The 14,659-nt window shown below is 67.7% G+C and carries 9 protein-coding genes; 4 read left to right on the top strand and 5 right to left on the bottom strand.

Features of this window, described 5'->3' with window-relative positions:
- Positions 1–16: 16 nt before the first annotated feature.
- Positions 17–1,252: an MFS transporter gene (locus VGK32_08185; protein HEY3381732.1), complete on the top strand. Its 1,236-nt coding sequence runs from the start codon at positions 17–19 to the stop codon at positions 1,250–1,252.
- A gap of 119 nt (positions 1,253–1,371) precedes the next feature.
- Here the strand turns inward: VGK32_08185 and ggt are convergent, their stop codons facing one another.
- Positions 1,372–3,069, bottom strand: a complete 1,698-nt coding sequence (ggt, locus tag VGK32_08180; protein ID HEY3381731.1) for a gamma-glutamyltransferase — start codon at positions 3,067–3,069, stop codon at positions 1,372–1,374.
- A 74-nt stretch (positions 3,070–3,143) separates the two neighbouring features.
- On the opposite strand from ggt, the gene VGK32_08175 reads away from it, so the two are divergent.
- Positions 3,144–4,853, top strand: coding sequence for an amidohydrolase (locus VGK32_08175; GenBank protein HEY3381730.1), 1,710 nt, complete (start codon positions 3,144–3,146; stop codon positions 4,851–4,853).
- A gap of 16 nt (positions 4,854–4,869) precedes the next feature.
- Here VGK32_08175 and thrC read toward each other — a convergent pair whose 3' ends face one another.
- Positions 4,870–6,174, bottom strand: coding sequence for a threonine synthase (gene thrC, locus VGK32_08170; GenBank protein ID HEY3381729.1), 1,305 nt, complete (start codon positions 6,172–6,174; stop codon positions 4,870–4,872).
- Positions 6,175–6,227: 53 nt separating this feature from the next.
- Positions 6,228–7,196, bottom strand: a complete 969-nt coding sequence (locus VGK32_08165; protein HEY3381728.1) for a homoserine kinase — start codon at positions 7,194–7,196, stop codon at positions 6,228–6,230.
- A gap of 242 nt (positions 7,197–7,438) precedes the next feature.
- Between VGK32_08165 and VGK32_08160 the strand changes: the two genes are divergently transcribed.
- A complete protein-coding gene (locus tag VGK32_08160; GenBank protein HEY3381727.1) occupies positions 7,439–9,022 on the top strand; it encodes a radical SAM protein in 1,584 nt (527 codons plus the stop codon).
- A gap of 87 nt (positions 9,023–9,109) precedes the next feature.
- Here the strand turns inward: VGK32_08160 and VGK32_08155 are convergent, their stop codons facing one another.
- The gene (locus tag VGK32_08155) at positions 9,110–10,843 is read right to left on the bottom strand and encodes a lactate permease LctP family transporter (GenBank protein HEY3381726.1); all 1,734 of its coding nucleotides are present in this window, start codon (positions 10,841–10,843) and stop codon (positions 9,110–9,112) included.
- Between the two features lie 162 nt (positions 10,844–11,005).
- On the opposite strand from VGK32_08155, the gene VGK32_08150 reads away from it, so the two are divergent.
- Positions 11,006–12,277 carry an aminotransferase class V-fold PLP-dependent enzyme gene (locus tag VGK32_08150; protein HEY3381725.1) on the top strand — a complete coding sequence of 424 codons (1,272 nt, stop codon included), beginning with the start codon at positions 11,006–11,008 and terminating at the stop codon, positions 12,275–12,277.
- A gap of 2 nt (positions 12,278–12,279) precedes the next feature.
- On the opposite strand, the gene VGK32_08145 is transcribed toward VGK32_08150, so the two are convergent.
- A complete protein-coding gene (locus VGK32_08145; GenBank protein ID HEY3381724.1) occupies positions 12,280–14,496 on the bottom strand; it encodes a DUF6600 domain-containing protein in 2,217 nt (738 codons plus the stop codon).
- Between the last annotated feature and the right edge of the window lie 163 nt (positions 14,497–14,659).

Genomic DNA, 14,659 nt, shown 5'->3' with positions numbered 1-14,659 from the left:
TCGGACCAATCGACCCGTGACACCGCCTCGCTCCTCCGCGTATGCCCTCCGCCACCGCAACTTCCGGCTGCTCTGGACCGGCCAGTTGATTTCCGTCTCCGGCACGATGATGCAGACGGCCGCGCTGCTCTGGCACGTGTCGCTGCTGGTCCGCCCGGAGCACAAGGGGATCGCGCTTGGCCTCGTGGGCCTGGTCCGCATCCTTCCGGTGATCGTACTCTCCCTCTTCAGCGGCGTGGTGGCCGATGTGCTCGACCGGCGCCGGCTCATGATCATCACCCAGACGACCATGGCGCTCTTCGCGGCGACGTTGGCGTGGCTGACGTTCAGGGGGCTGTCGACGCCGTGGCCCATCTACGTGCTGGCGGCGCTGACGTCCGCGGCTGCCGCCTTCGACGCGCCGGCCCGGCAGGCGCTCGTACCGAACCTGGTACCCCGCGAGGATCTGCCGAACGCGCTCAGTCTCAACACGATCGTGTTCCAGGCGGCCTCCGTCACGGGACCGTCGCTGGCCGGCCTTGCAATCGGCGCGCTCGGTGTCGGGTGGGCCTATGCGCTGAACGCCGCATCGTTCGTCGCGGTGATCGTCGGCCTGGTCATGATGCGCGACGTGCGGTCGACGACTGGCGCGGGCACGAGCGACATCAGTCTGCGCGCGGCTCTCGACGGGCTGCGCTTCGTCTTCTCGTCGCCGATGATTCGATCGACGATGCTCCTGGATTTCTTCGCGACGTTCTTCTCGTCGGCCACCGCCCTGTTGCCGATCTTCGCGCAGGACGTGCTCCAGGTCGGCGCGCATGGCTACGGGTTGCTCTACGCCGCCCCGGCCGTGGGCGCGCTCGTGACCGGTCTGGTCATGGTGCGACTCGTGGACGCGATCGATCGGCGGGGCGAGACGCTGCTGTGGGCCGTGGTCGTCTACGGCGCGGCGACGGTGGTCTTCGGTCTGTCGCGCAGCTTCTGGCTCACCTTCGCGTGCCTTGCAGTGACCGGTGCGGCCGACACCGTCAGCATGGTCCTCCGCAACCTCGCGCGCCAGCTCGAGACGCCCGATCACCTGCGCGGCCGGATGACCGGCGTCAACATGGTGTTCTTCATGGGCGGTCCGCAGCTGGGCGAACTCGAGGCCGGCCTGGTGGCGAACTGGTGGGGACCCGTCGTGTCGGTCGTGTCCGGCGGGATTGGTTCACTGCTGGCCACCGGATGGATCGCGGGTCTCACGCCGGAACTGCGCCGCTACCGGCGACACTGAACGGCGAATCACGAAGGTCACGACGTGAACGACAAGGGACGGCTGCCACCGAGACACAGCGAACGCGGCGCGACGACCATGCGGGAAACGTCGGTGGCCTCGGGAGCCTTGGTGGTCGACTATTTCTGCACACCCACGGCGGCGCCGTCCGAGGCGCGGCGGTCCGAGGCTCCCTCCAGGACGCCGTCCTTGTTGACCACGATCACCTCGGCGACACCCTGAACCGTCGTGGGCGCGAGTGTGTGCCCCATGTTCTGCAGCAGCTTCACCGTGTCAGGTGACAGGCCCCACCGTTCGTACACGATCCGATCGGGGAGCCACTGATGGTGGAAGCGCGGGGCATCGACGGCCTCCTGCGCGTTCATGCCGTAGTCAATCACGTTGACGACCGTGTGCAGCACGGTGTTGATGATCGTGCGGCCGCCGGGGCTGCCGGTCACCATGAACAACCGACCGTCCTTCGACACGATGGTGGGCGTCATGCTGGACAGCATGCGCTTGCGCGGGGCCGCGAGGTTCGGATCGGTGCCGATGAGGCCGTCCGCCGTCGTCAGGCCGGGTCCGGCGTTGAAATCGCCCATCTCGTTGTTCAGCAGGAATCCGGCGCCTTCCACGACGATCTTCGAGCCATAGCCGGCTTCGAGCGTGTAGGTCAGCGAGACGGCGTTGCGCTGCGCGTCCACGATGGACAGATGCGTCGTCTCGTCGCTCTCGGCCGGCCATTCGAAGCTCGTGGGCGTCGACTTCGACGCGTGGCCGCGCGAGATCGTGCGCCGCAGCTCGGCGCCGTGCTCTTTCGACAGCAGCGCGGTCACGGGCATTCGGGGATTGAAGTCCGGATCGCCAAGGTAGCGCGCGCGGTCGGCGTACGAACGGCGCATGCCCTCGGCCATCAGATGCACGCTCTCTGCTGAGCGGAAGCCAGCGGACTTCAGGTCGAACCCCTCGAGGATGTTCAGCTGCTCGATGAGACCCGTGCCGCCGGAACTGATGGGTGGCATCGACAGGATGTCGTAGCCGCGGTAGGTGCCGGAGAGCGGTATTCGCTTCCTCGGCTGGTACGCCTTCAGATCGTCGCGGGTGATGAGCCCTCCATGGGCGGCCATGTCGCGCTCGATGAGTCCAGCCGTTTCGCCCTCATAGAACCCGGAGGGACCCTGATCCGCAATCCGCTGCAGCGTCCGCGCGAGGTCTCCCTGCTTCAGGACGTCGCCGGCCTCATACGGCACTCCGCCCTTCGAGAACTGCGCGACGGAAGCCGGGTACGGCTGCATCTCCTTCAGGACCGATCGCAGCGACCGGGCCAGGCCGTCGGTGACCCGGAAGCCGTCGCGCGCAAGCGTCACCGCCGGGTCCACGAGGCGCTTCCACGGCAGCTTGCCGTGATCCTTCCACGCGAGATGGAGTCCCGCGACCGTTCCGGGGACACCCACCGACAGGTAGCTGTCGTGGTGCAGCGTCGCGCTGTACTTGCCGTTCTCGAGGAACATCGTGGGCGTCGCCCGGGCCGGGGCCATCTCGCGAAAATCGTACGCGTCGGGGGGGCCAGCCGCCGGGCGGAACACGATGAACCCGCCACCACCGATGTTGCCGGCTGTCGGGTGCGTCACGGCCAGCGCGAACCCGACGGCCACCGCCGCGTCGATCGCCGTCCCACCGTCACGGAGCACCTGCGCCCCAATCTGCGACGCAATCTCGTTCTGCGACACCACCATCCCGTCTCGCGCGCGGACGGGCTGCGGCTGCGCCAGCACCGGCCAGGCAACGACGAGCGCGAGCAGGCACACGACAGGCGCGAGCGCGGAACGACCGTTCATCGATACCTCCGCGGGGATTATAATCCGCGGAGCTCTTGTGAGCGCAGCTCACCACCGGGGCCACGGAGTCAGAAATGAACTCTTCCTGTGTCGTTCGAAAGGCGTGGGCGATGGCTGGCGCGATGTCGATGGTGTGTGCGGCTGCGGCCGTGACGTCGTGTGGACGGACATCCAGCGAGGCGCCGGCCGACCTGGTCGTCCGCAACGGGCGCGTCTGGACGGTCGATCCGGCCAGGCCCGAGGCCGAGGCCGTGGCGATCCGCGGCGGCCGGATCGTCGCGGTCGGATCCACGATCGAGGTCGAGCGCCTGATCGGCCCCGCCACGCGGGTGGTGGATGCCGTGGGGCGCTTCGTCATGCCGGGGTTCAACGATGCGCACATCCACCTGATGACCGGCGGCGCCCAACTCGAGAGCGTCGATCTCAAGGACGCGGCCACGCCGGAGGAGTTCGGGCGCCGGATCGGCGAACGGGCGAAGGCCCTGCCGGCCGGGGAGTGGGTGCTCGGCGGGAACTGGGACGAACAACAGTGGCCGGGCGCACCGTTGCCGACCCGACAGATGATCGACGCGGTCACTGGCGACGTCCCTGTATTCGTCAACCGCTACGACGAGCACATGTCGCTGGCGAATTCGGCGGCACTGCGGTTGGCCGGTGTCACGGCTGCGACGCCAGATCCTCCGGGAGGCCTCGTGGTTCGTGACGCCGCGCGGAACCCGACGGGTGTGCTCAAGGACGCCGCACAGGGCTACGTCTTCAAGGTGATCCCTCCCGCCAGCAAGGAGCGACGCCTGCGTACGCTGAAGCTGGCGCTCGCGCACATGGCGTCGCTCGGCGTGACCAGCGTGCAGGACATGGGGCCCGATCCCGACGACGTGGACCTGTACGCGGCGCTCGCCGCGAACGGTGAGTTGACGAGCCGGATCCGCGCGGTCCCTGCCGAGGTGACGCTGGCGAAACAGCTCGGCCAGGGGCCGGTGGCCAGGCGCCCGTCCCCATTCCTCCGAGTGTCCGGCGCGAAAGGGTTTGCCGACGGGTCGCTCGGTTCGACCACCGCGTACTTCTTCGAGCCGTACGCCGACGCCCCGGGCATGCGCGGCCTGCTGGCAGACGAGATGCAGCCGCTCGATGACATGCGAGCCCGGTTGCTGGCCATCGACAAGGCCGGCGAGCAGTTGTGTATTCACGCGATCGGCGACCAGGCCATCTCCATGGTGCTCGACCTGTTCGCCGACGTCGCGCGGGTGAACGGCCCGCGCGATCGCCGGCCGCGCATCGAGCACTCGCAGCACGTCGCGCCGAAGGACTTCGATCGCTACGCGCAACTCGGCGTCATAGCCTCAGTTCAGCCGTACCACGCGATCGACGATGGGAAGTGGGCCGAGAAGCGGATCGGGCCGGAGCGCGCGAAGACAACGTATCCCTTCAAGTCGTTCCTCGATCACAAGGTTCGGATGGCCTTCGGCACGGATTGGCCGGTGGCGCCGCTCGATCCGCTGCAGGCGCTCTACGCCGCAGTCACGCGCGCCACGCTCGACGGCAAGCATCCCGGCGGATGGGTGCCCGAACAGAAGGTGAGTGTTGCGCAGTCGATTGAGGCGTACACGGTGGGCGCCGCCCATGCCGAGTTCCAGGAGAAGGAGAAGGGGTCGATCTCCGTCGGGAAGCTCGCCGATCTGACCCTGCTCTCGGCCGATCCATTCGGCGTGAAGCCCGAGGAGATCCGCCATCTCACGGTCACGATGACGATTGCGGGCGGGAAGGTGGTGTACGAGAGGAAGTGACCGGAATCGCGGCTCCTCACTGGTCCAGCAAGTACCTCCGGAACGTCGGATAGCGGGCGTCCGGCAGATCATCGGCCAGCAGCGGCTTGGACGCCCAATCGCGCCAGGCGTCAGGCAGCGGCGGTTCGAAGCCGAGTTCTTCGCGGATGGCCGGAGCGAACTTGCTTGGATGCGCGGTCGCAAGAACCACCGTCGGCCGCGTGTTGCCGGTCGCGCCACGAAAGCGCCGAGCGGCCGCGAATCCGACGGCGGTGTGAGGATCGAGCACGTAGCCGGTTCGTCGATACGTGTCCCGCATCGTCGTCCGCGTGTCCGCCTCACTCACCGACGTTCCCCAGATGTTCGCGCGCAGCCGATCGATCGACCCGTCGTGAAGCGCCAGGAGGCGCGCGAAATTGCTCGGGTCGCCGACATCCATCGCGTTCGACACGGTGGCAATGGACGGGCGCGCACGGTAGACGCCGGTCCGCAGGAACTCGGGCAGCACCTCGTTCACGTTGCACGCCGAGACGAACCGTTCCACACGCAGGCCCGCACGCTGGGCGATCACGCCAGCGGTGATGTTCCCCAGATTGCCGCTCGGCACGACGAAGACCACCTCGTCCCCGTGACGGGTCGTTGTTTCCAGCCAGCTCCGGAAGTAGTAGATCGCCTGGGGCAGCAGCCTCCCGATGTTGATCGAGTTGGCGGACGAGAGGTGGAGCGAGTCGAGCGCGCGGTCGAGGAAGGCCTCCTTGACGAGCCGCTGGCAGTCGTCGAACGTGCCGGACACCCGCACGGCGCGCACGTTGCCGCCGAGCGTCGCCATCTGCGCTTCCTGGAACGACGACACCTTGCCGGCCGGATACAATACGACGACCTCGACGTTCGGCACGTTGAAGAAGCCCTGCGCCACCGCGCTGCCGGTGTCTCCTGACGTCGCCACGAGAATCGTCGCGCGATCGGCGCGCTCGGCCAGCAGGTAGCCGAACACACGGGCGAGAAAGCGGGCGCCAAAGTCCTTGAACGCCAGCGTCGGCCCGTGGAACAGCTCGAGCACCGAGATGTCGTCGGCCACGCCGACAGTGGGCGCCGGGAAGCTGAAGGCGTCGCGCACGAGACGCTCGAACGCCGTGCGATCGAACTCGTCGCCGACCAGATGCCCGAGCGCGCCGACGGCCGTGTCCTGGAGCGATCTGCCACGCCACGAGTCGATCGTGGCGGGATCGATCGGCGGGATGGCCGACGGCAGATACAGGCCGCCGTCTGGTGCGAGGCCCTGGAGCACCGCTTCACGAAAGGTGACTGGCGGCGACTGGTGACGGGTACTTTCGAGGATCATGACGCACACGACCGGTTGACGACGACCAAGCACGGACAATCGATGCCGTCGTTCTACGTTTCTGCAATCAGCACAGCTCCGGCGATGTTGACCCGGCCCACGTAGTGTTCGCTCTCGAGGCGCGCGGCCTCGCGGAAGGCCTCGCACATGGCTGCGGCCACGCGCGCAGCCGTGACGTCGCTGTCGCTGAACGCGAAGAGCGACGGTCCGGAACCCGACATCGCGCAACCGAGCGCCCCCGCCCTCGTCGCGGCGGCTTTCACCTCGCCATACCCGGGCACGAGCGGCATGCGCAGCGGTTCGACCATCCGATCGTCGATGCTCCGGCCGAGCAACTCGAGATCCTCGCGGTACAGCGCGGCCACGAACGCGCCGACGTTGCCGAGGTTCGCGACGACCTGCTCGATGGGGAACCCGTGGCCGCGCAACATGGCGCGGGCCTTCGATGTCTCGACTCGGCAATGCGGGTGGACCACGACGATGCGGAGCGCCGAGGGGACGGGCAGGTCCACGATCTCGAGGGGGTCGTAGCCGCGAATCAGGACGATGCCGCCGAGCAGGCTGGGGGCGACGTTGTCCGCGTGCGTGGAGCCTGCCGCGGCCCGCTCACCGGCCAGCGCGTGGACGAGAAGATCGCGTCTGGCCAGAGGGCGGCCGAGCAGTTCGTTGACGGCCATCGCGCCGGCGACGCTGCTTGCCGCCGAACTGCCGAGACCGCTCGCGAGCGGCATCTGTTTGTGGACACGAAGGCGAATACCCACGCGACAGTCGGCGGGCGGATGACCCGAGGCAACCAGGTGCGAGAGGACCGACGTGGCTGCCACGCCAGCCACGTTCTCGCGCGGGTCCCGACTGAGGGCGCCATCCTCACCCGACACTTCGACGATCTGGATTCCAGCCTCGTCGGACCATTCGGCCTCCACGACATCACCAGGGCGTTCCAACGCGAGGCCGAGCACATCGAAGCCAGGGCCGAGGTTGCTGGCGCTGGCCGGAGCGAACACGCGCACGGACGAAGACATCGCTCGCATCGTGTGCTGAGCTGCGGCTGGTGTCAAGCAGGCGCGCTGTCGAGCGGGTGGCGACGTGCAGGAACCGCCGAGCCGCATGGCAATCCCGTACCGGCGCCTTGACGCAAGAGTGATACACTGCACTGACACAAAAACGATGCGACTGTCCTGACTGTGCCACAGCGCACGCAGAGGCTTTCGGTGCTATTGGTCCGGACGCTTCTCTGGGAGATAGCCGCGAGGGGTCCGGATCCATGCACATTCTCCTGTTCGTTCCCGACAACCACGTCACCCGCAATTTCGTCCCGCAGCTCTGGCCCTTCCTCCTGCGTGAACGAACGCCCGCGGGTCACCGCGTCACGATCATCGACAGCAACGCGCAGCCCACCAGCGCGGATGAACTCGTGCGATTCATCCGCGAGGAGCGCGTGGGCCTGGTCGGCATGGGCTTCATGACGCGGATGGCCGAGAAGGCCTACCAGGTGGCCACCGTGATCCGGTCCGAGACCGGCGTGCCGGTGGTGTTCGGCGGGCCCCACGTCACGAGCGTGCCCGACGAAGCGCTGGGCCGGGATCAACTCCCGCGCTGCGCGGACTCGGTCGTCCTCGGCGAGGCGGACGACGTCTGGCCCGAAGTCGTCGAGGACGCCGCCCGCGGGACCCTGAAGGACGTCTACGGTCCGGACGGTCACGGCGGCAAGCCCACGCTCGAGGACTACAAGGCAAACGATTGGGAGCACACCGATCTGAGCCTCTTCAACCTGATGCGATTCGTGCCAGACCCGATCCGCCGGCTCCTGAAGCGCCTCGACGTGCCCTTCCAGAAGCTCTATGTCGTGCCGGTCGAAACCAGCCGTGGCTGTCCGTACGGCTGCGAGTTCTGCACGGTGACGGGTTTCTTCGGCCAGCAGCTTCGTTTCCGCTCGAACGAGAGCGTCATCGCGGAACTGAAGACCCTGAAGGAGGTGGCGGCCCGCGACCATGCGCTCCTGAGCGTCTTCTTCATCGACGACAACTTCGCGATTCGCCGCGACCGTCTCAAGGCACTCCTGCGGGAGATGATCGAACAGGACGCGTGCCTGCCGTGGATCGCGCAGATCAGCATCAATCTCCTCGACGATGAGGAACTGGTCGAACTGATTGGCGCGAGCGGCGGCCGTTTCATCTTCATGGGTCTCGAGTCGGTGAATCCGGAGAGCCTGAAGAGCGTGCGCAAGGGCTTCAACCGGCCCGAGCACTACGCGCGGACGCTCGAGCGGCTGGCCCAGCAGGACGTCTACGCCATCACCTCGTTCATCGTCGGGTTCGATACCGACCATCCGGGTATGGCCGAGACGCTCGGGGAGCAGATCGCGTTGTGGCCGCCGGTGCTGCCGGTGTTCGGCCTGCTCACACCGTACCCTGCCACCCCGCTGTACCAGAAGCTCATGGCGGCCGGTCGGATGATCCGGCCGCAGCACTGGCTCGGTTCGACGGCGTTCAAGTCGACATACGAGCCCACGCACTTCACCCAGGCATCCGCCGAAGCCGAGGTGCGCCGGGCCTGGACCGTCGCCTACACCTCGGCTCGCTTCAAGGACACGCAGCGCTGGCTCGTGGCGCACGACAAGGACTTCACGGCCCAGATGATGTTCCTGGTGTCGCGGCTCCTGTTTCGGGGCATCTACTTCCGCCAGTCGACCGCGTTCGACTGGGTGCGGCTGCTGGCGGCCAACAGCCCGACGATCGCCCGGATCATCGCGCGGCGGCTGTTCCGTTCCGAGACAACGCCTGACTCGGGTTCGACCTCCGTGTCGGTTTCGACCCCCTCGGTGCCGGCGACGCCCGACAGTCTGTAGCGCGGCTGCCGCCAGCGCGGGCGAGTGTCGTCGGTTCGAGCGGCCCGCGCGTCGAGGCGTGCCTGTGGCTGCCCCGACGATCTCATGTCAGCGTCGCCGCACGGCGGCCACGAGGGCCAGGATGGCCAGCGCGGAGGCGCCAAGGGCGGTCCAGCCTGGTACCGACGTCGCCGCGTGGCTCGATGCGACGGCGACCACCGTGCCGGCAGCGCCGCCCGGCGGCACCATCCAGCGGAAGACCGTGGCCTGGAGGTACGTCATCACGGCCACGATCGCGACCAGCAGCAGCGAGTGCCGGACGGTGAATCGGAAGAGGCTGGCCTCGTGACCCACGAGCCCGGTTGCGGCGCAGGCCACGGCAATCGACTGGGGCGAGATCATCTTGCCCGTCACCCCTCCCGACGAGTTGGCCGCCACCGTCAGCACCGGACTCACCCCAATCCGCTCGGCCGACACCGCCTGGAGGCGCCCGAACACGGCGTTTGCGGACGTGTCCGACCCCGTCATGAACACGCCCAGCCAGCCGAGCAGCGGCGAGAACAGCGGGAAGAGTGCTCCCGTGCTGGCGAGCGCCATTCCCATCGTCGTCGTCATGCCGGAGGAATTGCCGATGTAGGCGAAACCGAGAACGGCGGCCACCGTGACGAGCGGCGCCGACAGCGACCGGACCGTCCGCGCGAAGAGGCGCACGGCGTCGCCCGGTCGCATGCGGGTGATGATCACGGTGATCACCGCCGCAAGCAGGATGACGGTGCCGGTCGCCGACAGCCAGTTCACCATGAAGAGGGCAGGGAGCGGTCTTTCGCTGCCAGGCGCGGCCACAGCGTTGTGAATCAACGGAAACGGAATCGCGAGCGTCATCCGCTCCAGCAGCGCCTTCACCGGCTTCATACCCCAGTCCCCTACGAGGATCGTGAGGACGATGAAGGGACTCCAGGCTTTCAGGACGCGTCCGAATCCATCGGCGGCGACGACCTGTGCCCGCCCTTCATCGCCGAAGCGGAACACGTGTTTCGGCTTCCAGAACCTGAGGAACAGCACGAGGCACACGATCGAGCAGAGCGACGAGATGATGTCGGGCAGCAGCGGGCCGAGGTAGTTGGACGTCCACCACTGCGCGATGGCGAACGAGCCGCCGGACACGAGGGCGGCGGGCCAGACCTCCCTGACGCCCTTTCGTCCCGACATCGTGAACACCAGCCAGAACGGGATGAGCACCGACAGGAGCGGGAGTTGACGGCCGACCATCTGGGAGATGAGCCGGTCGTCGATGCCTGTGACCTGCCCGGCCACGACGATCGGGGTGCCGATCGCGCCGAAGGCGACGGGGGCCGTGTTGGCAATCAGGCACAGGCCGGCCGCGTAGATCGGCTCGAAGCCGAGGCCGACGAGCATGGCCGCGGATATGGCCACCGGCGTCCCGAAGCCGGCGGCTCCTTCGAGGAACGCGCCAAAGCTGAACGCGATGAGCAGCGCCTGGAGGCGACGGTCTTCGGTGATCGAGGCGATTGAGTTCTTGATCACCTCGAACTGTCCGGTCTCGACCGTGATGCGGTACAGGAAGACGGCCGCAATCACGATCCAGCCGATGGGGAACAGGCCGTACAATGCGCCCTGCAGCGTGGAGGCGGCGGCGAGATGGACGGGCATGCGATAGACGACGACGGCGACGAGCACGGCCATTCCGGTCGTGCAGAGTCCGGCGACATGGCCCTTCATCTTCCTCACCGCCAACGCCCAGAAGAGAAAGGCGACCGGCAGCGCGGCTGCGAGCGCCGAGACGAGGATGTTCCCGAGAGGGTCGAATGTCTGGGTCCACACGGGCAGGCGTCTCCTGGGGCGTGCGTAGTGTATGTCGGAAACGGGACCGCTGATGCGAGAGCCGTTCCGGTGGCGAGGGACGGGACGCTTGCGCCAGAAGAAAAATATCGTATACAATAAGCACCCGATCGGGTCGGTCTGCCGCACAACGGAGGGTGAACGATGAGTACCGCTCGCGAACTGGGCTTCTTCGCGCCCGCATTGATGGACGAGATTCGGAACCAGTTCGTCTACGTCGATTGGGACCCCTACTCGGGTCAGCGCATCTTCTTCGACGCCGCCTCCGGGTCCTGCCGCCCGACGCGCGTCGTCGAAGCCATGGCCCGGGAAACGTGCCTGCCCGACCAGCAGGGCCGAGCGAATCCAGGGTCGAGCCACGCCGTGGACGTGACGGCCAAGGGCATCGAAGACCTCATGACCTTCTTCGGCGCCCGTTCGGGACAGACGATCCCCGGCTGGAGCAGCAGCCACGTGATCTACCGTATTACCGATGCGGTCCTCTCGACCATCCCCGGCACCAACGTCGTCACGACCGGCCTCGATCACGCGTCGGTCCGCAGCGCCCTCTCCCAGTTCTCGGCCAAGTACGGGAAGCAGGAGCGGATTGCCGAACCGAATCGCGAGACCGCCTCGGTGGAACTCGCCGCCATCTGCGACCTGATAGACGCGAAGACGTGTTTCCTCGTCCTGACCCACACGTCGAACGTGACCGGTGAGGTGTACGACGTCAAGACGATCATCCGCGAGGCTCGCAAGATCAAGCCGGACCTGTTCGTCATGGTCGACGGCGTCCAATACTCGCCGTCCGATTTGATCGACGTCGAGGACATCGGCGCCGACGCCTACGTCATCGCGCCTTACAAGAACTACGGCGTCAAGGGCTGCGGCTACGCGCACGCATCGGACCGGCTCGCCTGTCTGCCGCACTGGAAGTACACGCTGAAGCCCGCGACGAGCTGGGACCTCGGCGGCGTCGAGCACCAGTCCTACGCGGCGTGGTCGGCGGTCGTGGACTACCTGTGCTGGCTCGGTCGACACTTCACCGAGGCACCTGGCCGGCGCGAACTCGTCGTCGCCGCCATGAAGGCGATCAAGGCACACCAGGTCGGCCTGCTGGCGCTCCTGTTGGACGGGACGGCCGCAACCCCCGGCCTGAGGGCCATGGACCACGTGACGGTGTACGGGATTGGACAGGACCTGTGCAGGCAGTCACTGCTGGTGGGCTTCAACCTGGCGGGGATCGAGTCGACCGACGGATGCGATCTCTACCGTCGCGCGCAGATTCGTGTGCATGCTCCAGGGCACGACCCGTTCTTCGCCGCCATGCTCAGACAGCTCGGGATCTCAAGCTTCATCAGGCTCTCGGGGAGCCACTACAACACGGCGGCTGAGATCGAGCAGTTCCTGGCGGCAACGGTCAGTTTCGCAAGATAGGGTCAATCCCCGCCCTTGGGCCGCTCGCGGCCACCGCCCTTCGGGTTGCTTCCGTCCTTCGGACTGACGCCGCCCTTCGGGCCGCCGGTGGTCGGCGCCTGAGCTCCACGCTGTTGAGACGACGGCGGGGCTGCCTGGCGGTCGGCGCCGCGCGGACGTTCTGCGATGCCACCCGACGGACGATTCTCGGGCTGCGGCGACGGACGGTCGCCGAATCGGGGCCTCGCGAAGTCGGGCGTGGCGCGCGGCGTGCTGGCGTTGGGCTGCGTGGTCTCGCCGCCCGACGGTCGCTCGCTCACCCGCGGTCTCGCAGGCTCGGGCACGGACCGCCATCCGTCAGCATTCGGCCGCGGCGTGACCTCACCACTCGGGCGGTCATCCGATCGCCTCCCGTAGCGCGGCAGTGCGATCCCAGCCCCCGCGTCAGCAGTCGGGCGAGTCGCCGCCGGGGCGGGCTCCGACGCCCGCCGCCTCCCCCAGTCCGGCCGATCGTTGACCTCGGATCTCGGAGCGACCGTCACCCCGCTTCCGGGCTGGGTGCGCTGCCCGCGATCCTCATCCACCGGCCTGCGCTGGCCGTATCGCGGCATGGCGAGACCGCCGCCCGATGGCGCCGGTGCGCTGGCCGCCGGCGGCGTGTCAACGCGTGACGACGCGGGCGACTCTCCGCCCGTGCTCTCACCCGGGCGGCGGCCTCCGCGGCCGGCAAGCCGCACGGGCGACCAATCCGATGCGCTTCCGGGCCTGCTGTCGCGAAGCCGCCCAAGGGTCCCCTCGTCGAGCGGGCGCCCGCCATTGGCCTGCAGCGAGCGTTCGCGCTCCCGGAAGGGCACCGGGGCTGGTGGCGGAGCGGTGCGCGCCACCACGGCGCGGTCGAACACGGCGCGTCCGGGTCGCGGCACCGTCGAACCATGGCGGCCGACGAGGCTCTCGGCCCGCGGCACGACCAGCGCGCTGGTGCCGATGACGTCGCTCGTCATGGCCATGCGCGGCGCCACGGCCACGGCATGCCGAGCCACCGCGACGCCGCTGCCGAAGGCCTCTCGCGGAACGGCGGTGACGGCGCCGTCGATCGCGCGGTTCACGTACGTACCACGCGACACCCCGTAGTTGGAAATGTCGATGTTCGTGATGTTGACGTTCGTGACGTTCAGGTCGCGGATGTAGCCTCGGCTGGCGCGATAGTGCGGCATCCACACTTCACCTGGTGCGAGCGGGAACCACCCGATCGGGCCCTCGCGGCCGAGACCGAACGACAGCGCCCAGTGATCGCCACCAACGAATGCCACGAGTGCAGGCGCGTAGACCGGTCGCACGACATAGCCGCCGGGGACCCACATCCAGCTGCCTCGCAGGCACGCCCAGCGCCCGTAGTGGAACGGGGCGAAGCCCCAGGGCGCCTCATCGACCCAGCTCCAGCCCCACGGCTCCACCCATCGCCACTGGCCGGTCCGGTACGGTGCCCACCCCGTGTTGACGACGGAGGGCTGCCAGACCCAACCGTAGTCGGGCTCCGAGTGCCACGAGCCGTAGTCGTCGAGATCCTCGTAGCCCGTCATCTCGTACGAGACGTAGCGGAGCGACGCCGCGCGGTCCTCGCGGTCGTCCCGGCCGCGGCACCAGCGCTCCCAGCTGTCCGGTGCCGTCGCACGCGAGATGTCGTGTTCCCCGGCGGCGAAGATCGCGGCCTCCTGTCCTTCGGACACTGAGAAGCCCGGACCATCCGGTGTGATCTGTGCGATCCCGCGCCGCACCGTCACACGCACGGTCCCACCGTCACCGACGACGTCCACGCGGTAGACGCCCGGCCGAACGAGCGAGATCGCCGCCGACGGCGTGTCGATCTCGAACGCGGAGCCCGCCACGTCCCGGACTCGAACATCCATCGAGCCTTCCGACAGGCTGACCTGTGTCATCTCGTCGTCGAGGTCGAAGACCGCGAATGCCGTGTTGGGCGCCAGGCGGATCGCGGTGGATCCGACGTGCATTTCGGCCCACGACTCGGTGTCGGTCCACAGGTGGTCGCCGGTGGTGATCGGATAGTTCAGCGTCGCCGGCCCCCAGTCGTCGAGCGAGGCTGGTCTGAACGAGACCGACCCCTTGACGTAGTTGAGCCGTGCCACTCGAGTGGGCGGGTCTGCCAGCACCGGCTGTGCGGCGGCAATCACCGGGACGAGCGCAAGCAGGGCCACGGACCAGCGACGCAGTTGGCAAGTCATGATCAGGCCTTTCGGGGAACGGTCGCCAATGGTGGAGCAAGACCGATTCCAGCCGGAACCCCCATCTATTCCGCGAAATACCCGTGCCAAACGCCGCGATGTCTCCTTTTCGCAACCGTGGATGACCTTGGAACAGGACTGAGGACGGCCCTTTGCCCCCAAA

The organism is Vicinamibacterales bacterium (genome assembly GCA_036504215.1).
Taxonomy (GTDB): Bacteria; Acidobacteriota; Vicinamibacteria; order Vicinamibacterales; family Fen-181; genus FEN-299.
The sequence above is the reverse complement of the archived record's forward strand: the minus strand, read 5'-3'. Positions and strand labels throughout refer to the sequence as shown.